Source organism: Flavobacterium panacagri (genome assembly GCF_030378165.1).
Taxonomy (GTDB): Bacteria; Bacteroidota; Bacteroidia; order Flavobacteriales; family Flavobacteriaceae; genus Flavobacterium; species Flavobacterium panacagri.
This window is the reverse complement of sequence record NZ_CP119766.1, coordinates 5514667-5539932: the sequence shown is the minus strand read 5'-3', so window position 1 is coordinate 5539932 and position 25266 is coordinate 5514667. Positions and strand designations below refer to the sequence as shown.

Annotated in this window: 33 protein-coding genes; 3 read left to right on the top strand and 30 right to left on the bottom strand. The window is 32.7% G+C overall.

Features of this window, described 5'->3' with window-relative positions:
• Window positions 1-50: 50 nt before the first annotated feature.
• Window positions 51-1478, bottom strand: a complete 1428-nt coding sequence (locus P2W65_RS23470; RefSeq protein WP_289661900.1) for an L-serine ammonia-lyase — start codon at window positions 1476-1478, stop codon at window positions 51-53.
• A gap of 297 nt (window positions 1479-1775) precedes the next feature.
• Here P2W65_RS23470 and P2W65_RS23465 point away from each other — a divergent pair, with 297 nt between their 5' ends.
• From P2W65_RS23465 to P2W65_RS23455, 3 genes are read left to right on the top strand one after another with little or no spacing between them, the layout of a single operon-like run.
• The gene (locus P2W65_RS23465) at window positions 1776-3923 is read left to right on the top strand and encodes a cation:proton antiporter (RefSeq protein WP_289661898.1); all 2148 of its coding nucleotides are present in this window, start codon (window positions 1776-1778) and stop codon (window positions 3921-3923) included.
• Window positions 3924-3940: 17 nt separating this feature from the next.
• On the top strand, window positions 3941-4366 hold the full coding sequence (locus P2W65_RS23460) for an SMI1/KNR4 family protein (RefSeq protein ID WP_289661896.1): 426 nt from the start codon (window positions 3941-3943) through the stop codon (window positions 4364-4366).
• Window positions 4367-4388: 22 nt separating this feature from the next.
• The gene (locus P2W65_RS23455; protein ID WP_289661895.1) at window positions 4389-4748 is read left to right on the top strand and encodes a VOC family protein; all 360 of its coding nucleotides are present in this window, start codon (window positions 4389-4391) and stop codon (window positions 4746-4748) included.
• A 97-nt stretch (window positions 4749-4845) separates the two neighbouring features.
• Here P2W65_RS23455 and P2W65_RS23450 read toward each other — a convergent pair whose 3' ends face one another.
• From P2W65_RS23450 to lpdA, 29 genes are all read right to left on the bottom strand, one after another.
• Window positions 4846-5529, bottom strand: a complete 684-nt coding sequence (locus P2W65_RS23450) for a 2'-5' RNA ligase family protein (RefSeq protein WP_289661892.1) — start codon at window positions 5527-5529, stop codon at window positions 4846-4848.
• Between the two features lie 7 nt (window positions 5530-5536).
• Window positions 5537-5905, bottom strand: a complete 369-nt coding sequence (locus tag P2W65_RS23445; protein ID WP_179002838.1) for an iron chaperone — start codon at window positions 5903-5905, stop codon at window positions 5537-5539.
• A 272-nt stretch (window positions 5906-6177) separates the two neighbouring features.
• The gene (locus tag P2W65_RS23440; protein ID WP_289661887.1) at window positions 6178-6645 is read right to left on the bottom strand and encodes an SRPBCC family protein; all 468 of its coding nucleotides are present in this window, start codon (window positions 6643-6645) and stop codon (window positions 6178-6180) included.
• An 88-nt stretch (window positions 6646-6733) separates the two neighbouring features.
• On the bottom strand, window positions 6734-7315 hold the full coding sequence (locus P2W65_RS23435; RefSeq protein WP_289661884.1) for an LOG family protein: 582 nt from the start codon (window positions 7313-7315) through the stop codon (window positions 6734-6736).
• 94 nt (window positions 7316-7409) lie between these two features.
• Window positions 7410-7931 (bottom strand): GNAT family N-acetyltransferase, encoded by a 522-nt coding sequence (locus P2W65_RS23430; RefSeq protein WP_289661881.1) that lies wholly within the window; start codon window positions 7929-7931, stop codon window positions 7410-7412.
• A gap of 56 nt (window positions 7932-7987) precedes the next feature.
• Window positions 7988-9112, bottom strand: coding sequence for a lactonase family protein (locus P2W65_RS23425; protein WP_289661879.1), 1125 nt, complete (start codon window positions 9110-9112; stop codon window positions 7988-7990).
• Window positions 9113-9154: 42 nt separating this feature from the next.
• Entirely contained in the window at window positions 9155-10258 is a 1104-nt protein-coding gene (locus P2W65_RS23420; RefSeq protein WP_289661876.1) for an MBL fold metallo-hydrolase, read from the bottom strand.
• A complete protein-coding gene (locus P2W65_RS23415; RefSeq protein ID WP_289661874.1) occupies window positions 10259-10681 on the bottom strand; it encodes a DUF1801 domain-containing protein in 423 nt (140 codons plus the stop codon).
• A 7-nt stretch (window positions 10682-10688) separates the two neighbouring features.
• Window positions 10689-11732: a serine hydrolase domain-containing protein gene (locus P2W65_RS23410; protein WP_289661872.1), complete on the bottom strand. Its 1044-nt coding sequence runs from the start codon at window positions 11730-11732 to the stop codon at window positions 10689-10691.
• Window positions 11733-11914: 182 nt separating this feature from the next.
• On the bottom strand, window positions 11915-12283 hold the full coding sequence (locus tag P2W65_RS23405; RefSeq protein ID WP_289661870.1) for a nuclear transport factor 2 family protein: 369 nt from the start codon (window positions 12281-12283) through the stop codon (window positions 11915-11917).
• A gap of 80 nt (window positions 12284-12363) precedes the next feature.
• Window positions 12364-12576: an ArsR family transcriptional regulator gene (locus tag P2W65_RS23400; RefSeq protein ID WP_289661867.1), complete on the bottom strand. Its 213-nt coding sequence runs from the start codon at window positions 12574-12576 to the stop codon at window positions 12364-12366.
• 2 nt (window positions 12577-12578) lie between these two features.
• Window positions 12579-12992 carry a hypothetical protein gene (locus tag P2W65_RS23395; RefSeq protein ID WP_289661865.1) on the bottom strand — a complete coding sequence of 138 codons (414 nt, stop codon included), beginning with the start codon at window positions 12990-12992 and terminating at the stop codon, window positions 12579-12581.
• Window positions 12993-13028: 36 nt separating this feature from the next.
• Window positions 13029-13517: an SRPBCC family protein gene (locus tag P2W65_RS23390; RefSeq protein WP_289661862.1), complete on the bottom strand. Its 489-nt coding sequence runs from the start codon at window positions 13515-13517 to the stop codon at window positions 13029-13031.
• A 171-nt stretch (window positions 13518-13688) separates the two neighbouring features.
• Window positions 13689-14147, bottom strand: coding sequence for a hypothetical protein (locus P2W65_RS23385; RefSeq protein WP_289661860.1), 459 nt, complete (start codon window positions 14145-14147; stop codon window positions 13689-13691).
• A 207-nt stretch (window positions 14148-14354) separates the two neighbouring features.
• Window positions 14355-15026, bottom strand: a complete 672-nt coding sequence (locus P2W65_RS23380) for a DUF2625 domain-containing protein (protein ID WP_289661858.1) — start codon at window positions 15024-15026, stop codon at window positions 14355-14357.
• 93 nt (window positions 15027-15119) lie between these two features.
• Window positions 15120-15521 carry a DUF1801 domain-containing protein gene (locus P2W65_RS23375; RefSeq protein ID WP_289661855.1) on the bottom strand — a complete coding sequence of 134 codons (402 nt, stop codon included), beginning with the start codon at window positions 15519-15521 and terminating at the stop codon, window positions 15120-15122.
• A gap of 15 nt (window positions 15522-15536) precedes the next feature.
• Entirely contained in the window at window positions 15537-15971 is a 435-nt protein-coding gene (locus P2W65_RS23370) for a GNAT family N-acetyltransferase (RefSeq protein ID WP_289661851.1), read from the bottom strand.
• A gap of 24 nt (window positions 15972-15995) precedes the next feature.
• Window positions 15996-16442, bottom strand: a complete 447-nt coding sequence (locus tag P2W65_RS23365; protein ID WP_289661849.1) for a hypothetical protein — start codon at window positions 16440-16442, stop codon at window positions 15996-15998.
• A 16-nt stretch (window positions 16443-16458) separates the two neighbouring features.
• Window positions 16459-16797: an avidin-fold protein gene (locus tag P2W65_RS23360; protein ID WP_289661847.1), complete on the bottom strand. Its 339-nt coding sequence runs from the start codon at window positions 16795-16797 to the stop codon at window positions 16459-16461.
• A 35-nt stretch (window positions 16798-16832) separates the two neighbouring features.
• Window positions 16833-17243, bottom strand: a complete 411-nt coding sequence (locus P2W65_RS23355; RefSeq protein WP_289661844.1) for a hypothetical protein — start codon at window positions 17241-17243, stop codon at window positions 16833-16835.
• The gene (locus P2W65_RS23350; RefSeq protein WP_289661841.1) at window positions 17243-17887 is read right to left on the bottom strand and encodes a suppressor of fused domain protein; all 645 of its coding nucleotides are present in this window, start codon (window positions 17885-17887) and stop codon (window positions 17243-17245) included. The genes P2W65_RS23355 and P2W65_RS23350 overlap by 1 nt, the downstream gene beginning before the upstream one ends.
• Before the next feature lie 110 nt (window positions 17888-17997).
• Entirely contained in the window at window positions 17998-18489 is a 492-nt protein-coding gene (locus tag P2W65_RS23345; RefSeq protein WP_289661839.1) for a TPM domain-containing protein, read from the bottom strand.
• A 120-nt stretch (window positions 18490-18609) separates the two neighbouring features.
• Window positions 18610-19134, bottom strand: a complete 525-nt coding sequence (locus P2W65_RS23340; protein ID WP_289661838.1) for a hypothetical protein — start codon at window positions 19132-19134, stop codon at window positions 18610-18612.
• A 96-nt stretch (window positions 19135-19230) separates the two neighbouring features.
• Window positions 19231-19980 carry a DUF2314 domain-containing protein gene (locus tag P2W65_RS23335; protein ID WP_289661835.1) on the bottom strand — a complete coding sequence of 250 codons (750 nt, stop codon included), beginning with the start codon at window positions 19978-19980 and terminating at the stop codon, window positions 19231-19233.
• A 103-nt stretch (window positions 19981-20083) separates the two neighbouring features.
• A complete protein-coding gene (locus P2W65_RS23330) occupies window positions 20084-21040 on the bottom strand; it encodes a DUF6620 family protein (RefSeq protein WP_289661832.1) in 957 nt (318 codons plus the stop codon).
• Window positions 21041-21066: 26 nt separating this feature from the next.
• A complete protein-coding gene (locus P2W65_RS23325; protein ID WP_289661830.1) occupies window positions 21067-22014 on the bottom strand; it encodes a hypothetical protein in 948 nt (315 codons plus the stop codon).
• 11 nt (window positions 22015-22025) lie between these two features.
• Window positions 22026-22268: a hypothetical protein gene (locus tag P2W65_RS23320; protein WP_179002868.1), complete on the bottom strand. Its 243-nt coding sequence runs from the start codon at window positions 22266-22268 to the stop codon at window positions 22026-22028.
• Entirely contained in the window at window positions 22268-23221 is a 954-nt protein-coding gene (locus tag P2W65_RS23315; RefSeq protein ID WP_289661827.1) for an SPFH domain-containing protein, read from the bottom strand. Before P2W65_RS23315 ends, P2W65_RS23320 begins: the two co-directional genes overlap by 1 nt.
• Before the next feature lie 236 nt (window positions 23222-23457).
• A complete protein-coding gene (gene lpdA, locus P2W65_RS23310; RefSeq protein WP_184161006.1) occupies window positions 23458-24846 on the bottom strand; it encodes a dihydrolipoyl dehydrogenase in 1389 nt (462 codons plus the stop codon).
• Between the last annotated feature and the right edge of the window lie 420 nt (window positions 24847-25266).

Genomic DNA, 25266 nt, shown 5'->3' with positions numbered 1-25266 from the left:
AGTAAAATGCATAAAATTAAATTTATGTAATTCGTGGCAGAAAAATATTTTTAACAATCAGCCATATTTACCGCTACGGCAAGACCTCCTTCTGATGTTTCTTTATATTTAGAATTCATGTCTTTTGCCGTTTCCCACATGGTATTGATTACTTTATCCAGCGGCACTTTCGCATTTTTAGAATCGGTTTCTAAAGCTAATTCGGCTGCGTTTATCGCTTTTATAGCACCCATTGTGTTTCTTTCAATACACGGAATCTGAACCAAACCGCCAATTGGATCACAGGTTAAACCTAAATGATGTTCCATTGCAATTTCGGCAGCCATCAAAACTTGAGCGGGAGTACCGCCCATTAATTCGCAAAGTGCTGCTGCGGCCATTGATGACGAAACGCCAATTTCGGCCTGACAACCACCCATTGCTGCTGAAATGGTAGATCCTTTTTTGAAAATACTTCCAATTTCTCCAGCAACCATTAGGAATTGTTTGATTTCTTTTTCACCTGCATTGTGGTTTTCAATTACCATATAATACATTAAAACGGCAGGAATTACACCTGAACTTCCGTTCGTTGGAGCTGTTACAACTCGTCCTAAAGAAGCATTTACTTCATTAACGGCCAATGCAAAACAGCTTACCCATTTTAAGATTTGACGAAATTTAACTTCTGTTTTTCTAATTTCTTCCAGCCAGCTCTGCGGATCAGTGTAATTAGATAGTCCAATAAGGTTTTGATGCATATCAAAAGCTCTTCTTCTTACGTGAAGTCCGCCAGGAAGAATACCTTCAGAATGACAACCGATGTACATGCATTCTAGCATGGTATTCCAAATACGCATTAATTCAGAATGTACTTCGGCTTCTGGACGCATCGAAATTTCATTTTCATATACAATTTCCGAAATGGATTTGTTTTCAGAAATAGTATAATTTAATAATTCCGCAGCATTTTGAACAGGATAAGGAAAAGCACATTTTATAGCTTCTTTTTGTTTCGCATTGGTACGTTCTTCCTTTACTACGAATCCGCCTCCGATAGAATAAAAAGTAGATTCATACTCAGAATCATCAGATTTATAAGCTGTAAATTTCAATCCATTGGCATGAAAAGGAAGGAAATCTTTATTGAAAACAATATCTTGAAGAAAATAAAAGGGAATCACTTTTTGGTTGCCCAAATTGATTTCGCTTGTAGTTTCAATTTTTTTAATAATTCCTGCAATATCTTCAACCGGAATATATTCAGGATCCTGACCGCTCAAACCCAGCATAACGGCAAGATCTGTTGCGTGTCCTTTTCCTGTAAGTGATAAAGAGCCGTATAAATCGACTTTTACTCTTGTAATATCTTCTAAAATTGCTTCCTCTTTAAGCTCTTCCAGAAAGCGTTCGGCAGCTCGCCAAGGTCCCAAAGTATGCGAGCTTGAAGGGCCAACACCAATTTTAAGCATATCAAAAACTGAGATACATTCTTCCATTGTTCGTTTTTTGTTAAGACAAAGATAATTGAATAACGCAATGGATAGTTATATTTGAATGTTAATCTTGAATTTTTGTTAAAAAAAATATTAAATTTTAATAATTCAGCAACGAAATAAATTTAAATCCTTAATATGCAGTTTTCGTAGAAAGTTCGTGTTTTTTCGGTATTTTTGTAAAAGAACGAGTTTAAAAAACGACTTGCTTCATTAATATTAATACTTCAGGGATTTTGTTCTAATGCTGAAAAATGTCTTTTTACAAATTTTAATACCACAAGAAGATAAAATTACAATATGATAGAATTTTTCAAACATCTATTACAAGAATTCGAATTACCACTTAGCAATCCCGTATTGATTTTTTCGTTAATACTTTTTATAATTCTGCTCTCACCAATTTTACTTAAAAAAATAAATATTCCAGGAATTATTGGTCTTATTATTTCGGGAGTTATTATTGGTCCACATGGATTAAATATCTTAGCAAAAAACTCAGCAGTCGATTTATTTTCGACCATTGGACTTTTGTATATCATGTTTATTGCTGGTTTAGAATTGGACATGAATGAGTTTAAAGCCAATCGAAACAAGAGTTTATTGTTTGGTTTTTTTACTTTTATTCTGCCGCTTTCGATAGGATTTCCAGTTTGTTTTTATTTACTGCAATATGATTTTAATGCGAGTTTCTTAACGGCAAGTATGTTTGCTACACACACATTGGTAGCGTATCCGATCGTTAGTAAATTGGGAATTGCTAAAAACCAAGCTGTTGCGATTACTGTTGGAGGAACAATTTTGACCGATACTGCAGTTTTGATAATTTTAGCCGTGATTATGGGAAGCGCACAGGGAAGTTTAAATCAAGCTTTCTGGATCAAATTAACCATTTCATTAGCTATTTTTTCGGCCATTATGTTTTTGGTTATTCCAAGAATTGCCAAATGGTTTTTCAAAAAACTGGAAAGTGAAAAACATGCTCATTATATTTTTGTACTTTCTGTAGTTTTCTTTGCCGCTTTTTTGGCTGAAGTAGCAGGAGTAGAGCCAATTATTGGCGCGTTCGTTGCTGGTTTGGCATTAAATCCTTTAATTCCGCATTCTTCAGCTTTAATGAATCGAATTGAGTTTATTGGAAATTCATTGTTTATTCCGTTTTTCTTGATATCAGTAGGAATGCTTGTTGATGTAAGTGTTATTTTAAGCGGACCTACAGCTTTGATTGTAGCTGGAACGTTGAGTGTTGTAGCGATATTTGGAAAATGGATTGCGGCATTTTTTACACAAATTGTTTTTAAATATACGAGAACCGAAAGACAGCTTATTTTTGGATTGAGCAGTGCGCACGCAGCCGCAACTTTGGCTGTGATTTTAGTTGGATTTAAAGCAAAAATATTAGACGAAAACATCTTAAACGGAACAATTATCCTAATTTTGATTACTTGTATTGTAGCTTCCTTTGCGACTGAAAAAGCAGCTAAGAAAATTGCCATCTGCGAAGAAGAAATTTCTCCAGAAGATACAGGAAAAGATCAGATTTTAGATGAGCATATTTTGATTCCTTTGGCAAAAACTTCTGCCGCAGCAAGTTTATTGGATTTTGCGCTTTTAATTAAAGATAAAAAATCTTCAAATCCTGTGACTTTGCTGACAATTGTTCCTAATAATAATCAAGCAGAAAAGAATATTTTAAAATATAGAAAAGCGGCTGATAAGTTTGTCATTCAAGGTTCTGCTTCAGAAGTAAAAATTAATACGATCGCCAGAATTGATCACAATCCTGCAAGTGGAATTGCAAGAACTTCTAAGGAAATCATGTCGGATATTGTGATTGTCGGCTGGCCTAGAAAAACAGGGTTTATCGATAAAATCTTTGGAGAAAATGTAGATTCGATTATTAATAATGTCGATAAGAGTTTGTTTATCTGCCGCTTTCAAAAGAATTTTATTGAAGAAAAACGACTGGTTTTTGTTTGTCCTCCATTTTCAGAAAGAGGAGCTGGCTTCTTGGTATTATTGCAAAAAATCTGTCGTTTATCTCAGGAATTAAGTATTCCAATTGTAATACATGCTGAATATAAAACACACGAAACCATTCAGCAGATTGCCAATAATTTAAAACTGAATGCCAAGTTTGCCTTTAAAAATGTTTCAGATTGGGAAGATTTCGAATCTATTACAGACGAAATGAAACCAACCGATTTAGTTGTCTTCAATCTTTCAAGAAAAGGTTCTGTTTCGTATCAATCGATATTTGATAAACTGCCTCATAAATTTGAAAAGTCTTTTGAAAATAATAACGTAATCTTGGTTTATCCGCAAGATGATCGTAAAGAAAGTGCCATGGATGCCTATGAAGATTTTACGACATCACCTTTAGCAAAAGGAATTGAAGCTATTGAACAAATTGGACGCGGTTTGGGAAGTATTTTGAAGAAAGGTTAAAAAATATTTATCATTTTATGACAGAAGAATTAAAAGAGATTTTTAGAAAATATGATTTTCCAAAGCGCGATGAGAATTCTTCAGTCGAGATTGAAGATATTCAAGTGCATTTAAAATTTGATCTTCCAGAAGACTACATTTTTTATCTAGAGAATTATTTTGGAATTGATCAATTTATTGGAGCTGAGTTCATCAAACTTTGGAGTTTAGACGAAATAATTGATGCCAATTTAGAGTATCATATTTTCGAAAAATTACCACAGACACTAGCTATTGGAACAAATGGAAGTGGTGAATTTATTGGAATTGAATTTGATGATGATAATGTTGTAAAAATTATCCTTTCGCCTTTTATTGATTTAAATGCAAAATATCATGTTGAAATAGGAAATTCATTTACTGACTTTTTGGATCGACTTGATAAAGGAGTTGAATGGTTTTAATAATATTTAAAATTGAAAAAAAATGAAACACCAAATAAAATCAATTCGTCCATTTATAGGTTCTAAAGATTTCGAAGTTTCGAGAAGTTTCTACCGAGATTTAGGTTTTGAAGAAATAGTTTTAGAACATAATTTTTCTGTTTTTAAAGTCGGAGAAATCGCTTTTTATCTTCAAGATTATTATGATAAAAGCTGGAACGAAAACACTATGATTTTTCTTGAAGTTGATGATGTTGATCGTTATTATAATGAATTGAAAGCACTCAATTTAACTGAAAAATACGGTGTAAAATTAACGCCAACAAGACACTTAGATTGGGGAAGCGAATGTTTTCTGCACGATCCGTCTGGAGTTTTATGGCATTTTGGAAAGTTTAAGTAAGTAAATATTAAGTTCGCCACGAATTCCACTAAATTTCACTAATTTGCTTTTTAACTGAAATAATTCGTGAAAATTAGTGAAATTCGTGGCTGAAAAACTATCTCAATCCAAAATCTCCCAAAACCCGAGTCGTAGTTTTGCGCTGATACCAATCATTGTAAACTAATTCGATACTTTTTACATCAAATTCTCCGAAATCATAATCGCGGAATTTTGCAGTAGTTTCAATTAGTTTTTTGGGATCGTGAAGTTTGTCCTGAAAACGCATTATAGTCGAATGTGCTGTGGAAATCTCATATCGACTGTCAATGCTTTGTTGTAAACTGGAATTTTTGAAATTTTCGCGAAGTCTGTTTCTTAAATTATTCAACGTTGCATCACTTGGAAATCCCTGAATCATTATTGCTGAGGGAGAAGCTGTTATGCCTTTATAATGAATTTTAATTTTATTAACATCCACAAGACTTCTGCAGATAACTTCAATATATTCATTTGGTGAAATCTGATTTAAATTAAACTCAGTAGAACAAGAAATAATAGACATTACGGTGATATGAATGTCTGAATCAGGATAAAAATATTGTTCAGGTTCTACTTCTTTCAGTTCATTGATAAAATGCTGAATATTGGCTTTTATTTCATCGTTTGGACGAATTAATAAAGTTATTCCGAACCGCGAATCAGATTCGTTTTTTATTTCTGAATCAATCACATATTTCCCTGCAGCAATAGTCTCAGAAGATGTTTTATAAAGTTGATCGTAGTGTTCGGTTAGATTCATTATTTAATTATTTCTTTTTTACTTTTTCAAGATTTTCTTTCACTCTAAATTTTACAATTTTCGTAATCAAATCGTAAGGTATTTTATCTTTCAACGGAAATTGTACAGAACCTTTCCCTGATTTATATTTAGAAAGCTCTTCTGCAAAAGCTTCGTGGCCGCTTGGAAGTGCATAAAGTCCAATATGATTTTTGAAAGCTGCAAAATAAACTACGATTCCGTTCTGCTCAAAAGCGGGCATCGAATAACTGATTTTTTCTTTGGCATCTGGAGCTGCTTTCTGAATTGTCATTCGAACTTTCTCCAAAATTTCCTGAACATCATTCGGAAATCCACCGATGTATTCGTCTATATTTTCGGGCTTCTTTGTTTCCATTTTTTTGGTTTCAAGTTTCAGGTTTCAGGTTGCTGTAGAGAGCTTAAAGCTTTTAGCTGTGGTCAATACATGTCTTTTATTCTGCCGCAAAGTACGCTAAGTATTTTTAATTACTAGACTAAGTATGGTCTATATATTAAGTTCGCAAAGCTTTGTCTGTAAAAAAAAAATCAAGAAAAAGCTTTGCGAACTTTATCATTTTAATGATTCTCAAAAAAAAAACTTCACGTTCTTTGCGTAAACCCTTTGCGTTCTTTGCGGTTAAATTTATTTTAAGCTAATCCTTTCGGGAATCTATCTAAAACCAAATTCAGCTGTAAATTATGTTCTAAAAAGGCTTTTGCACCAGCCAAAACTAAAGTAAATCCTTCGGTAGAATTACGAACCTGATCTATAATTTTATCTGAATCTCCCTGAAAACCTGAATTGGTAATACTTACAAAAGTTTCATTTTCGTTCAACGGATTAAAAATCCATTCTACTAAAGTAAGTTCATCGGGATTTCCCCATTCAATAACAATTTTTTTATTTTCTTGTAAAACCAAAGTTTTAACCGAAAGGGAAAAACCATACATTTCCCAAGTCCATTCAGTTTTTTGATTTTCTTCTAATTTTCCGGATCCTTTTGTGAACCAAAATTTACTTGTAGTCTGAGGATCAATAAAAGCCTTAAAAACTTCTGAAACAGGTTTCCGAATCAGCATTTCGGCTTTTGCAAATTTGTTGTTTTCTGTTTTCATTCTTTGAATGTTATAGGTTAGAAGTAATTGTAAAGATAACTCTAAATTTTATACTTTAACTTACAACACTTAACGCTTCATCTAAAATTCAGGATTCTTTTTTATCAATCCATTTGCCAACTGTCGGTGCTTTATAATTTCTCATTTGATGTAGTAAATCATCAATATTTTCACTTATTAAAAGCATTTCTCTGTTAATTTCCTTTAGTAAACCTTTATTAGTCATGGTTTGTAATAATTCTATAAGGGAATCATAAAAGCCATTTACATTTAAGATTGCGATTGGTTTTTTATGAAGTCCCAATTGTGCCCAAGTAAGCATTTCGAAAAGTTCTTCAAGAGTTCCAAATCCTCCAGGTAAAGCAATCACCCCATCGCATAAATCGTTCATTTTGGTTTTGCGTTCGTGCATGCTTTCTACCAAAATCAATTCGCTTAAACCTTGATGTGCAATTTCTTTTGATCTCAAAAAGTTTGGAAGTACTCCGATTACTTTTCCGCCAGCATTTAAAGCGCCGTCTGCAACTGCGCCCATTAAGCCTACATTTGCACCTCCATAAACTAATTCTATATTTTGTTCTGCAAGCGTTTTTCCTAATGCGACTGCTTGTTCTTCATATATTTTTTCAGTGCCAAAACTAGAAGCACAGAAGACTGTTATTCTTTTCATTTTTTTTTACATGTTATGAGTTAAGAGTTATGTGTTATACGTTAATGGTTCAAATTCATAACTCATAACTCATAACTCTTTATCTTTAAACTTATCACTTTTTTAATTCGTATTCAAAATAGGGCACACCGGCTCCATTAATATTAAATGTTAAATCATTGATTTTTTCTGCTCCAAGTTTTAAAACAGCTTTTTGAGAGCGGAAATTCTCTGCTCCGATGTGAAAAAGGATCGAATCAATGTATTGGAAAGCATAATCAATCATTAACTTTTTATTTGCTTTATTGTAAGGGCCGCCCCAATATTTTCTTGTAATAAAAGTATAGCCAATTGCGACACTTGATTTTTCAGGGTTATAGTCGTAAAAACTAGTTGTTCCCATTACTTCGTTGGTTTGTTTATCGAGAATTAAAAACGAACCTTTTGTAATAATAATTTCAAAAAAAGTTTTAAAAACGTCTCTTTGATATCGGTTATTTACAGGATTTTGTTCCCAAATTAAAGGATCTGATGCCGCTTTAAATAATGCTTCAAAATGTTCTTCTTTTAATGGAATTAATTTTGTGATTTCGTTTTCTAAGACATCAGGCTGTAAATTGAAATTTGATGCTGTCATTGTTTATAGCTTTTGTAATTGATTTTGGCTTCTAGTTTCTAAGAATCACAGAAAAATTAAATCCGTTTAATCTGTACACAAGAAACATCTTGTATTTTAATTTCTTTTCCAGTTTTCTTTAGGAATCCAGTTTTAGGATTTCTTTTAAAAACGATTACATTTCCTGTTTGAACATTCGAGACAACCAAAAATTTACCACTTTCGTCAATAGCAAAAACTCGTGGATGTTTTCCTAAAGTAGATTGATAGCCGATGCTTTTTAATAATCCGTTTTCGTCTATTGAGAAAATTGCAATGTTGTTTTCTTTTCCTCGATTTGTTGCATAAAGGAATTTTCCGTCTGGTGAAATATGAACATCAGAACTTTCAAAACCTTCTTTTATTTTATCAGGATGTGTTGCGATGCGCTGTACTTTATTCAAAACGCCATTTTCATATTTGTAAACACTGATCTGCCCAGCCATTTCTTCAATACAATATCCATATTTTTGATTTGGATGAAAAGTAAAATGTCTCGGACCAGCTTCTAAATCGGTTTTTGTAAATGGATTTTGGGTTTCCATTAAAGGTTTTTTCTGGTTTTCGTCAAAAGCATAACAGCGAATTTTATCAGCTCCTAAATCGGGTAAAAATAAATAATCATACTGAGGAGAAAATACAGCCGAATGAACGTGTGATTTGGTTTGTCTTTCTTTATGAGTACTTCCATCCATATATTGAAAATTCTGTGCAATCGAGTCAATTTTACCATTTTCTAATATGGGAAAAACAGAAACACTTCCTTCTGTATAATTAGCGTTTGCAATCCATTTTCCGCTTTTATGAACTGAAACGTAAACAGGGTTTTCGCCGCCGCTTCGCTGACTGTTTAAAAATGTCAGACTTTTATTTTCAGTATTAAATTCAAAACTGCTTATACTTCCTGCATTTGGTGTTTTGGTATCTGTGCAGGCATAAACATATTTCCCATTTGGAGAAACCGTTAAATAAGAAGGATTAATGATATTCTTAGCTGAAGTAAATTTCGTCAATTTTTCGTTTAAAGTATCCAATTGATACACCTGAATCGCTTCTGCCGATTTATCACGATTGTATGATCCTAAAAAGACGTAAGTGTTCTGGGAAAATAGATTACAGCTTAAAAGAAAGGTTATGGTTAGTATGAGGTTTTTTAGGTTCATTTTTAGGTTTCTTTGTTTGAAGTTTCACGTTGCATTTCACAATTAATTAATTCCTTTCCACCATTGTTTAAATTCCTGTTTTTCGTTTTTAAGCTCTACTTTTTCGCCAATCATTGGAGTAATTAATGGAATCGGATTTTCGCTTAAATTATTCAATTCCGTTACTTTAATTAAAGGCGCATCCCAGGAATGAAGGGAAAGGGCAAATTTTGATGAATGAACTGGAAATACTCTTTTTGCTTTTAGGTCTTTCATAGCTTTTACAACATCTTCGGGCATATTATGAATATATTTCCATTTTTCGTTGTATTGGCCATTGTCCAATAAAGCAATATCAAACGGCCCATATTTTTCGCCTATTTCTGCAAAATGTTTATCATAGCCGCTGTCTCCGCCCAGATACATTTTAAAATCTTTAGTTTCTAAAATAAAAGAAGTCCAAAGGGTGTTGCATCTTTTAAAACTTCTTCCGGAGAAATGTCTGGAAGGTGCTGTATGAAGCATTATATTTTCATCCAATTCTACTGTAGAAAACCAATCTTTTTCCATAATATTTTCAGATGGAAATCCCCAGAACTCAAAATGTGAACCAACTCCAAGAGCTGTGATTACTTTTTTTGTTTTAGGTTTTAATTTAAGAATTGTATCGTAATCCAGATGATCATAATGATCGTGTGTAATCAACAAATAATCGATTTCGGGAAGATCGTCAACCGTATAAATATCACTTCCTTTAAATGATTTTGTAGTGCCTGGAATAGGAGAGGCGTTGCCGCTAAAAACAGGATCAATCAAAAAACGTTTTCCCTCCAACTGTATAAAATACGACGAATGCCCAAACCAAACCAAAACATCTTCATCAATTGGAAGTTCATGTAAATTGGTTTTTATGGACGGAATTAAATCGGATGGAATTTTTCGATCTACTTTTTTGAAGAAAAATTCAAGCAAAACTCCAGCCATACTTGCTCCTTCGGCAAGATCGGGCGTAAAGCTCTGATTTTCGAACTTTCCGTTTTTATATTGAGGCGATTTCTGAATTAAATTCAGTCTTTCGCCAGAAGGGGCTTTTCCAAATTTTGGATGTTCCAAAAATCGGTAAAGGGCAAGTGCTATTAGCGCTAATAGAATTAAAAATGTAATCATTTATTTGGAGGGATATAATTTTTGAGTGCAGTGAACCGAAAGTAAAATTATCTTTTTTAAGATTTCCATATCGATGTCGGCTAATTTTTTAATGTAAATACAAGCTTTAGAGGAGGTGTGTTTTCCCAATTTAGGCAAAAGCTCTTCTCTTTCTTTTTCTGGAAGATAAAAATAAACAGTCATTGCTGTTTTTCTTGGAGAAAATCCTGCCAAAGGAGCGTCTCCTTCATGACCACTGTCATATTTATAATGATAACTTCCAAAACCTATGATACTTGGCCCCCACATCTTGGGCTCAAAACCTGTTATTTCTTGTATTATTTTAAGAAGTTCAAAAGCATCATTTCTTTTAACTTCATTTTCAACAGCGTTAATAAAATCTGTAACGCTATTTGTAGTTTCAGTGGTTTTATTGACAGCCATTTTGCGTTTATTTTTTATTTAATAAATTACTTTTAAAAAGAATGTTTTTGATTTTAAATTCACTAGCATAAAACAAATTAGAATCTTCAGGCATTTGATTTTCTAATACAATGAGACTTACATCACTTTCAGGAAAATACAAATTTACAGCAGAAAATCCGTTACCAAGACCAGTATGACCAAAATATTTTATGGGTTCTTTTTCGATAATTCTTAAGCCATAACCATAGCCTTCTTTATCTTTTCCAAAGAAATTATGTTGATTTTTAATCGTATACGATGTCATCAATTTGTATGATTCAGGTTTTAGAATTTTTCCTTTATGTAGATTATTATTCCATATTAAAAGATCATTAACAGTAGAAATAAGACCGCCCGAAGGCACTTTGTAAGGTGATATTAAATTATTTTCTGCTTTTTCTAAATTTCCACCATTATTCATGTATCCAGTAACTAAATTTCTGTCCTTATCTTTTGAATAACAAAAGGTATTATTCATTTTAAGCTTTTTAAACAAATCATTAGCCAGTTCTGAATAGCTTTTTTTTGTTACAGATTCAAGAATCTGACCGAGTATTGGATAACCTTCATTTCCATATTTAAAATCACTTCCAGGTTTAAAAAGCAAAGGTTTTTGTAAATCAGTGATTCCATGGGAATGATTTAATAACTGATGGATTGTAATCGTATCTGCCCATGTTTGTTTTATATTGGGAAGGTATTTTTTTATTGGAGTATGAAGATCAATTTTACCTTTTTCAACTTCTTTCAAAACTAAAGCCGCCGTAATTTGTCTGGTAATTGACATAATTTCAAATTGACTATCGAGTGTCAAAGGTTTTTTAGTTTCAAAGTTGGAATATCCTTTGGCTTTAGAATAAAGTATTTTTCCATTTTGAGAAATAAGCATAACACCATTAAATACTGGATTGGTAGTATTTTGAATTAAGCTGTCAATGCTTTTTTGATAATCGTCTTTTTTTTGTGCCGATGAATGACAGCTGGAAAGAATAAAAAGTAATAGTAAGGAGATTTTAGGAATAAAGTTCATTTTAGTGTTCAGTGTTCAGGTTTTTTTTAGTATTCAGCTTCAATAATTAGTGTTCAGTAATCAGTTTTAGTTGTTCAGTTTTAGTCTTTAGTATTTTCAGGACTAATTTGACTGAACACTAAAAAACTGTAAACTGACCACTAGTTTTCAGTGCTAATTTAACTGACCACTAAAATTATAAATTAAAACATTCCATTTTCGTTAATAGTTTCTTTCGGAATTGGCTGGCCTAAATCCCAAAGTTCGACGATTTTATCGTCTTTGAATTTTAGGATGTGAACTACAGCAAAACCAATATCTGCAGGACTTTGTTTTAAGTGCGAATGTACCGCAACTAAATTTTCGTCTTCGAGTATATGATGAATTTTAAAAATCTTATTCGGATTTGTTCTGGCCGATTCTTCCATGGCGAGCATTAAAGTTTGTGCATCGCCTTTGAAATGCGCGTTATGATGTTTGAAATTCTTTCCGACATATAATCGAAAACCTTCGTGAGAATGCCCTTTTGCAGCAAGATTCAGGAAGTTTCTAGCGATTTCTTTCTTAGTCATAATTCAATGATTTTAAAGCAAACTAAGGTATGAAATTCAGCGCTATAATTATTGCAGAAAAGGCATTGAATTTTATAAAATTAAATGGCCTCCGATTTGATTTTTGAAAGGTCTATACCGAGTTTAGTGAATTCTTTTTCTCCCAATTCGGTAATATAAAAATGTTTATCTGAAGCAGATTTTTTAGCAATCCATTTTTTGTCGGTAAAGTTTTCTAAAAGCAATTCACCGAGTTTGCCACCGAGATGTTCGTAGCATTTTTTGGCAGGTTTTATAGAAGATTCGGTACTCATGATTATTTCTTTTTTATAGCAATTTTAGAGGCTAAGTAAGCTGTCGGAATATAAGCAAAAACTAAATCAACAATGCTAAACCAAACTGGCGATGGCAAAGTATAAACCATTACAATTCCTCCAAATAAAAAGAAAGCTCCAATAAAAAACGCCAGTTTGGTTTTGTTTGAAGCTGCAATTAAGGCTGTTGTCAATGCACCAGAAAAAGTCCCGATTACGTGTGCTAAAAACGGAAAAAGAAAATGTTTAGGCTCAAACAAATGCATGTTGGCTTTTAAACCTTCTGTAGTTGTAACATCTACACCGTTTGGTGGCGGAATTACAGAACCACTAATTGAAAGAATGCTCATGTTGACAATGCTGCCAATAACAAGACCGGCAAGAACTGCCAAAGTGTTTCTAAAAAGCGGATTCATAAGTTTCGTGTTTTAGCACAACGAATTTAGGAAAAATTAATTTCTTGCTGATAATTTCTTCTCGTTTTCTGTTTGCGGTTTTCCTGTTGCATTCGGTTCGCCTTTTCCAGTTTCGATTAGTTTTTTTAAACTATTCTGAATATAGTTTGTCCAAGCATCACGACAGATTTCGAAACATTCATATTCAGGAATTAAACCAAAATGAGTAAAAGTCAGTTCAGTTTTTCCATCTTTTTCTTTGATTTCAAAAGTTGGTTTTGTTCCAGTCCATTCGGTTTTAACTTCTGTGAATTTGAAATAATTCTGTTCAATAAACCATACGATTTTTTGGTTCAGAATTACTTCAGTCAATTTTACTTTACAGCGGTGAACATCTTCATAATGATAATCAAATTCATCATTCAAATTAGCTGTTTTTCCTTGAATTTCTTCCGACCACCAGCCTCGAACGTTTTGTATGGCTTTGAAAACTTCTTCGGGAGATTGATTGACTATTATTTTTGTGGTAAAATCTTGTGTGCTCATTTTGATTGATTTAGAAATTTGTAAAGTAAAATTACAATCTAAAAATCAAATAGTTAAGGTGATTAAAGGACAAAATTGAGGTGTGTTTCGGACAATTTTTACCTTGTATAGTAAATCCGACAGGTTTTTAAAACTTGTCGGATTTTTTTATCGCGATCGTTGTATAATCCTTTATTTGTCTTTTCTGAAAATACCAATTAGTAAATTTATAAGGTAAATTGGTGTTGCAATAAAAATTATTAGCAAAAATTCAGTAACCAAAACGACATTGACTGATAAATAATTATCGTATAGTGGAAAATTTTCGTTTACTTGATATTGCGGATGATAAAAGAAAATAATCCAATAAAAAATAAAACTGCCAATTAAGATAACAGAATGTATTACAGTTAAAAATTGTATGAGTTGCTTTTTATATACTTTTTGAATCAGCCAATATCCTAATCCCATTATAAAATAACAAAGGAAAAGAAATACTGTTGTATCACTATTTCGCATGACAAAATAAGTATCATGAATATTTATATCTAAACCAGCGTTTGGATTATTATTTTGTGCAATTCCTATTAATAGAATAGAAAGACTAGTAATCCAGAATAAGTGGTAAACTTTTATTTTTTGCAGATTCATTTTGAGGTCTAAAAGAATTGATCTAATATCGTTTTGTTTTATTATGAATTTGAATAATTTGTTCAAAATGTTCTTATGAAAACTGGATGTGTTAGGGATAGAAGCGGTATCTCCCGATTTAGAAAAACAAGGCTTTTTAGCCGTAGTTTTTGTTAATCGGGAATTTAGCGGACAGCCCGACCGTAGGGAACGCCCAAATTATAAATTTTAATGCCCCAGTTGTTTTCTTAAATCCAGATTAAGACTGTATTGTTCTTCTACAGGAATTGGTTTTCTGCTGACTTTATTAATGTCGTTACCTTCTTCCGTCCATAAAAATGGATAGAAATTGAAAACTTGATCACCAGGTAATTCAGAAACTTCTTTTTTCCAGTTTTCCCAGCGTCCTCCTGCATAAAATTTATCCAAATCATTACTAAAGCAGAAACCTAAGAATTCAGAATACGAAATATCAAGAGGTTCATATTCTAAATTATCTGGCGAAAAATAATAAACCTTTCCAAGGTCTTTTCCTAAAGCTCCTCCATTTAATAGATAAAAACCACCAAGAGCATCATCTGCGATTAAAAGAAAAGAAGGTGTTTCTCCAGTTTCTTTAAAAGATTTTCCTTTATTCCAATCAGGAAGACTACGATTCAATTTAGGACTTCCTGAACCCAAAATCCTGATCCAGCCATTATCGATTAAGAGTCCGCCCGTTTTATAGATTACGGCTCCCATTGGAGAACTTGTAGTTACTTGTGTTTGATATAAAGCATCTTTGGCTTTTTGAGGGTCGGCAGGAAGAATTTCTACTTTGTTTTTTGCAGTATCAATCCATTCTTTTACGAGTTTCCACCCAGAATCATTTTGATCTATTAGTTCGTTTATTGGTCGCATTTTATTTTGTGAAAAAGTTATTGTGGTTAAAAGAAAAAAGGCGGTTAAAGGAAAAAATTTCATTTTGGTTTTTTGGGTTAATTTGAGTTTTTGTTAATAGGGCTTGGTCATTAAACGAATTAGAACTCCTTTGCGTTTTACAAGATTTTTATAATCCCACTGAATTTCTTTGCTTTTTTCGAGCCATCGTTTTAGATCTTCTATAACAATTTGGTCAGAATGGGTATAGCGAATTTCGGCAGCTTTAAAAGAACCTTCGTTTTGCAGTTGTTCTTCATCAAAAGATTGTCCGCTCCAGAAAAGCAATCGAACAGAATCTTTTAATTTACTGTATCCCACAATTGGATTTCCATCTATAAACCAAACAGGATGAGCATGCCAGATTTTGTTTTCTGTTGCAGCTAGATTTTCGTTTATACTGGTATAAAGAAGATCACAGATTTCTTTATCTTTTATGGCCTGGGAATCGTTGTACTCTTGTATTTGCTGTTTCATAACTTTTAGATTTGATTATTTTATATCTTTAGTTAATTCAAATAAAATATAAGTTCCATTGTTGGATTGCCCTTGTTTTTTTTCTATAAAACCTTTTTTAGTGTAGAAATCTACTGCTTTAGTGTTGTTTACAAGGCATTTTAATGTAACTGGAAAATTAATTTTCGTAATAGCCATTTTTAATAATTCGGTTCCAATATTTTTCCCCTGATATTCATGATCCACATAAAGATGATGAATAAAATTATTAGGCATCCAGATCGAAATAAAGCCAACAGCTGTATTGTCTAGAAGTGCTGTCAAAATGTATTCTCCGTGCGTTTGTTTATCAAAATCTTCCAATTCAAATTCAGATGTGTCAACCCATGTAAAAGTTCTTTTTCTTTCTTCTAAGAAAATTTTTTGTAAAGGTTCTAAATCGATATTTCTAAATTCTACAATACTAAGCATTCTGTAATATAGATTATCAGTGGGTTATTTTTGTCTTCGAAGTACAATTGTACTTTCCTGATTAGTCTCATTAAATTCTAAAGCTCTTGCTTGGTTTATACTGATATTGATTTTAATTTCATCATTATTTATAAATTCTAATATCGCTAAAAGTCTTCCTTTTTCAACAGCTTTTCCTTTTTCAAGACTAGCAGCGATAATATCCATTTTGATAGGTGCATTAGAATCATCAATTTCATATTTTAAAGTTCCTTTCTGTCCATTATTTTTGCCTCCTTTAACCTCAAAATTCTTCCCATCTATAAATTCACCATTGATGGTCATCGAAATGAACCCATCGGGACTGAAAACCATTTTATTTTCTGTACCATTAGAATCTGTAGCTTTCCAATTTCCAATCAGGATATCTTTTTTTGTTTGAGCGTATGAAATACTTGTTAGAACAAGAAAAAGTAGCATAAGTTTTTTCATTTTATAAGTTTAAAGATTATTGTTCTTCTATGATAGAATTTCCTTTGGAATGATCTCCCGATGTCCACTGCCAGTTTTCATGAAGTCTTATTTTTCCATTTTCTAAAATTTCAGGTTTAGAAGTACAGGTTCCCGTCATTAATTCGCCTTTTTCGTTTACTTGATGGTAACGCATTTCAATGTTCCCCTGTTGATCTACCAAGCCAATTAAATGACCCGAAATAATTTTTCCGCCCGAATATTCAGAAGTTAAGATATTCCCTTCCTGCTTATAGTGAAATGTAGTTTCGTTAGACGTCTCCCCATTTAAACTGTTGCTTACAGGTTTGAATGTTTTATTGTTGTAATTAATCATTTTGTAACGTGAAATAAAATTGTATTGATGCTGCTTTAGATATTTTGAAAAATGATGATATCTGAAAATTTTTCTATCTGATCTATAATAAATAAGCTATCATTAAAATAATCCATATCAAAATCCTCATCTCCCCAAACTTCAAATCGTTTTTGAGCCGTTTTTAATTTTTCTTTATCGAAAGGCTGTTCGTTCCAATCTTCTTCTAGATTTTCAGTTATTTCCAAAGCTTCATCCTTCACATGTTTTTCTTCTGATAAATAAATATAAAAACGATATTCATCGTTAAAGATTATGGTAATCTGATTATTGCTAAGGATAATTTCTGGCTGATTTCCAGCGTCTGAATTCTGATAGAATTCCTCTAAATGCTCTTTCAATACTGTAATAGTTGCATTTGAAGAGGGCAAAATATAAGCGGAATAGGAATAAAAACTATTAGCCATTATTTTCTGTTTAAGTTAGTTATAAGCAGCGGATTGTTTTCTTTTAGTTTATTAATTAGTTCTTCGACGCTTTCAGGATTTTCTTTGATGTGTTCATATTCAGCTGACGTTATTCCTACGATTTGTAAAAAGGAAACTTCTCCGTGAGGGGTTTGTTTCTTTTCTATTTCGGGATCAGTAACAAAAATTAAAGCTGTAATATCAGTATCCGTATTCAATCGAATAGGCCCATTTGCGGGCATATAATGAAATTCTTCAAACCAGTTACCGCTGCTGAAAACATATTTGGCAATATTTTGTAATAAGGCTACAGCCCAGCTTGGATTTCCGTTATCGGCCTCATAAGGTTTTAGTCTAAAAGTAAGTTCAAATCCCCATTTACTGAATTCTCCATCTACTTTTTCTTCGTTATAATACAATTCAGAAAAACCGTAAGTAATAAAATGATAGTGATCTTCCTGCGATTTACTTTCGTAATAGCTTACCCCGTCAAGCGGATGCTCTCCTCCAAGCATATAACTAATTGCTGGTGCAAAATGTTTGGGTTCCTGACCTGGATATAAACGATCAAATTCTTTATCGATTTCTAACCAGCCTACAGCATCGTCTTCTGAAAATTCTTTTTTATATTCTTTTAAATTCATGTTTAAGATTTCTAGTTTATTGAATAGACAAGATATTGCTTTTACGGCAGAAATGAGAATTTCTAATAAAAAAAAATCCGATTTGCCTTGCAGATCGGATTTAGTGTTATCTATTCTATTTTTTTTACAAGCTCAAGTGTACCTTGCTGTAGTCCTTTGTAATAATCGCCTTTTTTAAGTTCAGGAACAATATAAGCTGCTATAAGATCCTTAATTTCCTGATCGCTTATTTTAGCACGAATTTTTTCGACACCCTGAACTTGAATTTGTCTTAATTGTTTACTGATAACAATTAGAATTGAAGTGTCGATTTTTAATTTTGAAAGCATGTATTTATCTAAACCTAAAGAATAGTCGTTTAAATCGGTGTAAGGACTTATTGATGATGTCGTTACAATGACAATCTTGCTTTTTGTTTTAGTTTCACTTGATTTTAAGTAATCATTTAAACTTTTAGCCTGACTTGGAGTAAGAATTTTTTCGAAGTCATTTACATAATCATACGATTTGGCAAATATTGCAGGAGATTCTGCTTTTGTTTGTGCAAAAAAAGCATTTGGCAAAAAAAGTGCAATCGTAAATAAAAACAATATTTTTTTCATGGCAGATATCTGATTTGGGTTGCGCAAAAGTAGTATATCTTTAGTTGAAACAGATGAAAAAAAGATTAGTTTTTTGTTTTTAAATGAAAAAAGACCTCTCTATATTGAAAGTCACTTTATTCATTTTTTTTCCTCCTGATATTTTGCTGATAATACTTGTCCAGCCTTTCTTTCAAAGTTTTTGTTGAATGTAAAAAGATCCCAAAACCAATATCTTTGAGTAACTTGTAAACTAAATGTTTGTGAGGTGATTTTTCCCTTTTTTACTCTGTCAAATTGATATTCATAATTGTTGGGTAAATAAACTGGTAACTGTCCTAATGTAATGACTTGAGCAATGAGCGGATTTCCACACGATGGATATTGTTTTATCGGATAAAGTTTGATCTTCAAATCAGTTTGCGTACTGTCGGTGGTAAAAGTAAAGAGGTTTGATTTTTTTAAAATTTTAAATTCTTGTTTTAAAGAATCGTTCAGAATATATACTGTTTCTTTACTTTCCTTATTTTGAATTTTTCGATATTCTTTTGGATAAACTTTGTATGAATAGCAGGAATTAAATAAGAGAATAATTAGTATAAATTGAAGAGCAACAAACAGCTGGGTGAAGGTTTTCTTGCAATGTATTGAAGCTGTGAGAATCATTTTGTAAATTTTAAAAATAGTTGATAAAATTAAAATTTAATTTATTTAAAAATAAGAAAAATCCGATTATTTGTAATTAATCGGATTTTTGAAGTTTTATTGAAGTAATGGCAGTAAATGATCCCATTTTAGTTCTTTGGCAAAATCTAAGGCTGTTTTGCCACTTTCGGTCTTCGCATTTTTATCTGCTCCAGATTCTAACAAAACTTCTACGGAAGTTTGATTTCCAGCAATGACTTCGCGATGTAAAAAAGTATAGCCCAATTCATCCTTGTGAGTTAGTTCTTCTGGATTGTTTTTTACAAAATCAATAAGACTTTCTTTCATGTTTTTGCTCATTGGATGTTCAATCAGATTTTCTGGTTTTTCCTTTTGTTCGTTAACCACCAGAATATCATTAAAATCGCCAAAATCTAATCCCCAAGCATCGTCATGAGCATCTCTTTCGTCTTCACTCATTTCAGAACGCATCGCTTGAATCGTAAAAGCACCATAAGTTTGTCCGTTAATGGCAAACAACCAATCACTGATTTGATTCAGTGGAATAGCAATTTCATCTCCATTAGAAACATTTGTCAACTCATTTGGATCATTTACCAAAATGCCGTATATGTTTTCGCCGTCAAAATTTACATCGTTAATCCACATATGTTCTACGACAGTTTCGTTGTCAATTTCTTGAGTAAAAGCTAGTTTTACACAGGCAACATCCAATCCAGGAACTATTCTTCTGTATTCCCAAGATAATTCTCTCCAGAAATATTTAAAGGTTTCCTGTGCTTTTTTGTAAGCTTCAATCATTTTTGGATTTTCTCCATCGGCGTAGAATATTTTTGTTTCTTCCATGGTATATAATGTTTAATTTAATTTGAATTATGAGTTACTTCGAACGAATAAAAAACCGATTTGTTTTTTTGCAAATCGGTTTTTTTATCATCAAAAAATAAATTTAGAAATTTACGTCGTCTGCGATATTTCCGCCTTGCTCAGCGGCGAATTTTGCAGCGTATTCTTTTTGTTTCTCCTGTTGATAATTGGAGAATTCGATAATGTCTTCAGAATTCCAGTTTTGGTTTTGCTCTGTCATCCATTGCATGGCTACAGATTGGAAATCGGCCAGATTGATTCCGAAGTTTTCTAGAATCCATTGTGCACCGTCAATTCCGTATTCGTAAGCAGCTTGTCTTGCTCCAGCTAATTCTTCATAGAAATAACGATCGGTTTTCATTCTTTCTAAGTTTGCAGCTCCTTCTTCTGAAATTGTAGCTTTAAGATTTTCCAATTGCGGAACCGTTACGTTTTCAGCATAATATTGCCCGAAAAGTGTCGTAACCGTAAACGAAGTATCTTCACCCATACGCTGTGGCCAGATTGTATTTAGTTCTTCCCAAACAATTGGTTCAAATCCCATTGCTTTACAAACTTCTAGATAATCAATTCCAGCACTTATTTTAAGACACATAGCAGTATATGTTCTTAAATCTACACCGTGAACTGGTTCCAAAAACGGATTATTATCATCGACTTTTACAAATCCTGAAGTTTGAATTCCGCTGTATTTTAAAGAATTAGCGTGTTCGAATCGAATCATTTGATCAGAGTCGCAGTTATTCCATTCTGTATAAACTGTTCTTCTGTAGTTGAAATAGATGTTTTGAATGTCTTTCTCGTCTAAATTTTCACCGCTTGCACGTTCGTCTGCGATCCAGGCTTCGGCTCTTTCTGCTACTTCGTTATCAAAATCTTCTACTGTATAATGTGTTCCATGTAAAGTTTCTGGATCGTATTCTACTTCTTTATAATTATCCTCATAATCATTTTCGTAATTGTCATTCGAAGTCTGTGCTTCATAATTTTGGTTTTCTTGTTTGTCTCCTGTTAGAGCTCCAAAAAGTTTTTTAAACATTTGTCGATTTTTAGGGTTAATAAAATTTAATATTTCAATTGATTCTGATATATTTTTTCGTTGTGTTCTTTTAAATCTGGCGTGATTTTATTCCATTCATCATACATTGCCCTCAAATAGACCTCACGTAATTTTGGAGCATTTTGGATCGCAAATTGTCTTTGTTCTTCCAAATCATTCATTTTGGATTGAACTTCGGTAAGCACTTTTTTATCACGTTCATGAATAATACTTAGACTTAATTCATGACGTTGATGATACAAGTCGCGCTCTTTGTCTTTTTCGTTTTCGTAAGCTTCATGTAGATGAGCTGTTCTCTGTTCTGCCAATTCTCGGGCAATATTCTGAAGGTTTCTTCCCAATGTGCTTGGCGCAAAAGTGTTTTGTGTCTGGCAATAAGGACAGGAAATATAGGTTTCGATTAAAAATATTTTTTCAATCGTAATATTACCACCGCATTGTTTACAGGTAAATTTATCTTTGATAGTTTCAAATTCGTTTAAGATTTTCTGATATTCGATTTCAAGATCACGTTCTTGTGTTTTATCGATTTGTTTCCTCCAATAATCATATTTGTCATCAAATTCGTTGTAACGATCGGAACATGCACTTCTAAAATCAGAAAGTAAATCGTGATGTTTATCCAAAACAGAAATCTGTGAATTGATATTATAATAAAGATTATTTACCTTTTCTTCGTAAGTATCTCTGGCTTTTTCACGGATATTATTTAACTGGCCATTTACGCCTGAATAAACTCTATGAAAAGTTCTTTTGTATAAATCTTCGTCTTCTTGTAAAAGCTGTTTTAATTCCGGAATTGAAGCTGTTGCCAATTCTTCCATTTTAGCTTCTAATTTTTCCAAAAAAGAAAACCATCTTTGCTGCGATTCCTGAAGTTCTGCATACCATTCTGGATATGATTGTTTGCTTCCTTCGTTTTTGTCTTTTGATTTATTAAATAATCCGAACACGTTATCTTGTTTTAAATTGAATTGTCTTCTTTTTTAATATATAATCCGTCTGTAAGTTTTACGTTTAAAAACTCAAATCCGCAGTAGGCACAATGTGTTACACCATCTTCTTTGGCTCTTCCTGCACCGCAGTTTGGACAGTCTTTGACACTCATTTTGGCTTCGGTTGTTTCAAACTCACCTCCGTAATTAGTCTGTTTTTGAGCATTTTCTTTGAGTCTGTTCAAAAATGAATTTACTTTCTTTTCTTCCATTACAATTGACTTAAGAGTTCGGCTTTTTTGGTTTTAAATTCGTCTTCATCTATTAAACCTGCATCAAACAATGATTTTAGTTTTTGAAGTTTAGACGTAATGTCGTCTCCAGTTTCTTGTTTTGGGGTTTCTTTATTCTGCTGTAACTGATTGAAAAGAATTCCCATGCTTACTGCATTTTGAGTCGCATCGTGAAGTCCGTTTCCTTTATCGCCAATGGCAGTTGCGGTATTGAATTTGGTAAACTTGTCCATATCGGTTACCATATTCATGTTGGTGATTTTATCGTAATGTGCGGTTACTTCTTCTGGTAAGTTTACGCTTGTAATGACAAACTGAGTCAGTTCGATTCCTAATTGTTCAAAATAAGGTTTTAGATAAGGTTCTATTTTTTTTCCTAATTGCGTAATATTTCCAGCGACATTAGTAACGGTTATGTTTTCGTTAGCCAAAACTTCTCCGAATTTTGGAGCAACAAAATCCCTTAATTGACTTTGAAGTTCAAAAATGGTCAGCTGTTTGTACGTTCCTGCATATTGGCGGAAGAATTTAGCAACATCAGAAATTTTAAGATCAAAACTTCCAAAAGCTCTGATTCGAATTTGTCCAAACTGAGGATCATTCATCAAGATAGGAGCAGGAGTTCCCCATTTATTATTGATGAATTGATGTGTATTGAAAAAATAAACATCAGCCTTAAACGGACTTTCGAAACCGTATTTCCAGCCTTTTAGTTTACTTAAAATGGGAATGTTTTCTGTAGATAAAGTATGAAGTCCGGGAGAAAATACGTCTGCAAGCTGTCCTTCGTTTAAGAGCATGGCCTGCTGGCTTTCGCGTACCGTTAATTTTGCGCCGTTTTTTATTTCTTTGTCTTCATCGAAATACTTCCACATTAATAAATTAGGGTCGCTTGTCGTGGCTTCGATTATTTCTATAAAAGGTAGTTTCATTACTTTCTTATTTATAGAGAATAAAAATAAGGAATTAGAAATGATGACAAAATTTTCTTACGTAAAGTTTTAAACAAATTTTTGTTTGGTCTTGTTTTTTGTGTAAACTGTGAGAAGTGATTTGTAAAATGATTTGATGTTGACAAAAAACTATGAAAACAAAAAAATCCGATCTGTTTTCACAAATCGGATTTTATAAATTGAAAAATTATATATAACCGTAAAACGGTATATTTTTACAAGTGAATTACTTCGCCGTAAGCATCAGCAACAGCTTCCATAACAGCCTCGCTCATTGTTGGGTGAGGGTGGATCGATTTAAGGATTTCGTGACCTGTAGTTTCTAGTTTACGAGCTACAACTGCTTCAGCAATCATATCTGTAACACCAGCACCAATCATGTGGCATCCTAACCATTCTCCGTATTTAGCATCGAAAATTACTTTTACGAATCCGTCAGCATTTCCGGCAGCTTTAGCTTTTCCAGAAGCTGAGAATGGGAATTTACCAATTTTCAATTCGTAACCTTTTTCTTTTGCTTGTTTTTCTGTTAAACCTACAGAAGCGATTTCTGGAGTTGCATAAGTACAACCCGGAACGTTTCCGTAATCGATTGGGTCTACGTGTAAACCTTTAATTTTTTCTACACAGTTGATTCCTTCAGCAGAAGCTACGTGAGCTAAAGCCTGACCTGGAGTAACGTCTCCAATTGCATAGTATCCTGGAATATTAGTTGCGTTGTAAGCGTTTACTAAGATTTTATCTCTGTCAACAGCGATACCCACTTCTTCTAATCCGATGTTTTCAATGTTTGTTTTGATTCCAACAGCAGAAAGAACGATATCAGCTTCTAAAACTTCTTCTCCTTTTGCCGTTTTAACGAAAGCTTTAACTCCTGCACCTGTTGTGTCGATACGCTCAACAGAAGAGTTAGTCATTACTTTAATTCCAGATTTTTTCAAAGAACGCTCAAATTGTTTTGAGATATCTTCGTCTTCTACAGGAACTACGTTTGGCATAAATTCTACGATAGTAACGTCAGTTCCCATTGAGTTGTAGAAGTGAGCGAACTCCACTCCAATTGCTCCAGAACCAACAATAATCATAGATTTTGGTTGTGTTGGCAAAGTCATTGCCTGACGGTATCCAATTACTTTTACACCATCTTGAGGTAAGTTTGGCAACTCACGAGAACGAGCACCAGTTGCGATGATAATGTGATCAGCGCTATATTCAGTAACTTTATTGTCTTTATCTGTAACGTCAAGTTTTTTTCCTGGTTTTAGTTTACCAAAACCTTCGATAACATCAATTTTGTTTTTTTTCATTAAGAATTGAACTCCTTTGCTCATTCCTTCCGCAACACCACGGCTACGTTGAATAACAGCTGGGAAATCTTTATCGAATTCAGAAACTTTTAATCCGTAGTCAGAAGCGTGTTTTAAATAATCAAAAACCTGAGCTGATTTCAATAATGCTTTTGTTGGGATACATCCCCAGTTTAAACATACACCACCAAGGTTTTCTTTTTCAACTACAGCTACTTTGAAGCCTAATTGTGAAGCTCTAATTGCTGTTACATATCCGCCAGGACCACTTCCTAAAACAATAACGTCGTATTTCATTTTTTTTGCTTTTAGTATTAACTATCGAAAAATGAATTCTACAATTCCGAAACTCATCTTTCGATTTATTCTTTTGTTATTTGTGCTTGCGAATTTAAGGATTTATTTTAAATGAACGTCCGAAAATTTGTTTTTAAAGTCAGAGATTTTGACCTTTTCACAGAAACTGAAGGAATTGTGAATTGTAAATTGTGAATTATGAATTGATTTTTGTGATTTAGTGATTAGTTCTTAGTAATTAGACCTTAGTCTTTAGTAATTAGTTCTTAGTGAATAGAGAGAAGTGCTTTTAATTAAAAAAAAATAAGCCACAGATTATAAAGATTAACACAGATTTTTTAAAAATCCTTTTAATCCAAATAATCTGTGGCTAAATATAAGTTAAAGCGTTATAAGTTAAAGGTTAAGCGTATTTAACTA

What these genes read in the sequence shown, in the direction of transcription:
- P2W65_RS23470 (WP_289661900.1), bottom strand. Translation starts at nt 1,478, where the DNA reads ATGGAAGAATGTATCTCAGTTTTTGATATGCTTAAAATTGGTGTTGGC.
- P2W65_RS23465 (WP_289661898.1), top strand. Translation starts at nt 1,776, where the DNA reads ATGATAGAATTTTTCAAACATCTATTACAAGAATTCGAATTACCACTT.
- P2W65_RS23460 (WP_289661896.1), top strand. Translation starts at nt 3,941, where the DNA reads ATGACAGAAGAATTAAAAGAGATTTTTAGAAAATATGATTTTCCAAAG.
- P2W65_RS23455 (WP_289661895.1), top strand. Translation starts at nt 4,389, where the DNA reads ATGAAACACCAAATAAAATCAATTCGTCCATTTATAGGTTCTAAAGAT.
- P2W65_RS23450 (WP_289661892.1), bottom strand. Translation starts at nt 5,529, where the DNA reads ATGAATCTAACCGAACACTACGATCAACTTTATAAAACATCTTCTGAG.
- P2W65_RS23445 (WP_179002838.1), bottom strand. Translation starts at nt 5,905, where the DNA reads ATGGAAACAAAGAAGCCCGAAAATATAGACGAATACATCGGTGGATTT.
- P2W65_RS23440 (WP_289661887.1), bottom strand. Translation starts at nt 6,645, where the DNA reads ATGAAAACAGAAAACAACAAATTTGCAAAAGCCGAAATGCTGATTCGG.
- P2W65_RS23435 (WP_289661884.1), bottom strand. Translation starts at nt 7,315, where the DNA reads ATGAAAAGAATAACAGTCTTCTGTGCTTCTAGTTTTGGCACTGAAAAA.
- P2W65_RS23430 (WP_289661881.1), bottom strand. Translation starts at nt 7,931, where the DNA reads ATGACAGCATCAAATTTCAATTTACAGCCTGATGTCTTAGAAAACGAA.
- P2W65_RS23425 (WP_289661879.1), bottom strand. Translation starts at nt 9,112, where the DNA reads ATGAACCTAAAAAACCTCATACTAACCATAACCTTTCTTTTAAGCTGT.
- P2W65_RS23420 (WP_289661876.1), bottom strand. Translation starts at nt 10,258, where the DNA reads ATGATTACATTTTTAATTCTATTAGCGCTAATAGCACTTGCCCTTTAC.
- P2W65_RS23415 (WP_289661874.1), bottom strand. Translation starts at nt 10,681, where the DNA reads ATGGCTGTCAATAAAACCACTGAAACTACAAATAGCGTTACAGATTTT.
- P2W65_RS23410 (WP_289661872.1), bottom strand. Translation starts at nt 11,732, where the DNA reads ATGAACTTTATTCCTAAAATCTCCTTACTATTACTTTTTATTCTTTCC.
- P2W65_RS23405 (WP_289661870.1), bottom strand. Translation starts at nt 12,283, where the DNA reads ATGACTAAGAAAGAAATCGCTAGAAACTTCCTGAATCTTGCTGCAAAA.
- P2W65_RS23400 (WP_289661867.1), bottom strand. Translation starts at nt 12,576, where the DNA reads ATGAGTACCGAATCTTCTATAAAACCTGCCAAAAAATGCTACGAACAT.
- P2W65_RS23395 (WP_289661865.1), bottom strand. Translation starts at nt 12,992, where the DNA reads ATGAATCCGCTTTTTAGAAACACTTTGGCAGTTCTTGCCGGTCTTGTT.
- P2W65_RS23390 (WP_289661862.1), bottom strand. Translation starts at nt 13,517, where the DNA reads ATGAGCACACAAGATTTTACCACAAAAATAATAGTCAATCAATCTCCC.
- P2W65_RS23385 (WP_289661860.1), bottom strand. Translation starts at nt 14,147, where the DNA reads ATGAATCTGCAAAAAATAAAAGTTTACCACTTATTCTGGATTACTAGT.
- P2W65_RS23380 (WP_289661858.1), bottom strand. Translation starts at nt 15,026, where the DNA reads ATGCGACCAATAAACGAACTAATAGATCAAAATGATTCTGGGTGGAAA.
- P2W65_RS23375 (WP_289661855.1), bottom strand. Translation starts at nt 15,521, where the DNA reads ATGAAACAGCAAATACAAGAGTACAACGATTCCCAGGCCATAAAAGAT.
- P2W65_RS23370 (WP_289661851.1), bottom strand. Translation starts at nt 15,971, where the DNA reads ATGCTTAGTATTGTAGAATTTAGAAATATCGATTTAGAACCTTTACAA.
- P2W65_RS23365 (WP_289661849.1), bottom strand. Translation starts at nt 16,442, where the DNA reads ATGAAAAAACTTATGCTACTTTTTCTTGTTCTAACAAGTATTTCATAC.
- P2W65_RS23360 (WP_289661847.1), bottom strand. Translation starts at nt 16,797, where the DNA reads ATGATTAATTACAACAATAAAACATTCAAACCTGTAAGCAACAGTTTA.
- P2W65_RS23355 (WP_289661844.1), bottom strand. Translation starts at nt 17,243, where the DNA reads ATGGCTAATAGTTTTTATTCCTATTCCGCTTATATTTTGCCCTCTTCA.
- P2W65_RS23350 (WP_289661841.1), bottom strand. Translation starts at nt 17,887, where the DNA reads ATGAATTTAAAAGAATATAAAAAAGAATTTTCAGAAGACGATGCTGTA.
- P2W65_RS23345 (WP_289661839.1), bottom strand. Translation starts at nt 18,489, where the DNA reads ATGAAAAAAATATTGTTTTTATTTACGATTGCACTTTTTTTGCCAAAT.
- P2W65_RS23340 (WP_289661838.1), bottom strand. Translation starts at nt 19,134, where the DNA reads ATGATTCTCACAGCTTCAATACATTGCAAGAAAACCTTCACCCAGCTG.
- P2W65_RS23335 (WP_289661835.1), bottom strand. Translation starts at nt 19,980, where the DNA reads ATGGAAGAAACAAAAATATTCTACGCCGATGGAGAAAATCCAAAAATG.
- P2W65_RS23330 (WP_289661832.1), bottom strand. Translation starts at nt 21,040, where the DNA reads ATGTTTAAAAAACTTTTTGGAGCTCTAACAGGAGACAAACAAGAAAAC.
- P2W65_RS23320 (WP_179002868.1), bottom strand. Translation starts at nt 22,268, where the DNA reads ATGGAAGAAAAGAAAGTAAATTCATTTTTGAACAGACTCAAAGAAAAT.
- P2W65_RS23315 (WP_289661827.1), bottom strand. Translation starts at nt 23,221, where the DNA reads ATGAAACTACCTTTTATAGAAATAATCGAAGCCACGACAAGCGACCCT.
- lpdA (WP_184161006.1), bottom strand. Translation starts at nt 24,846, where the DNA reads ATGAAATACGACGTTATTGTTTTAGGAAGTGGTCCTGGCGGATATGTA.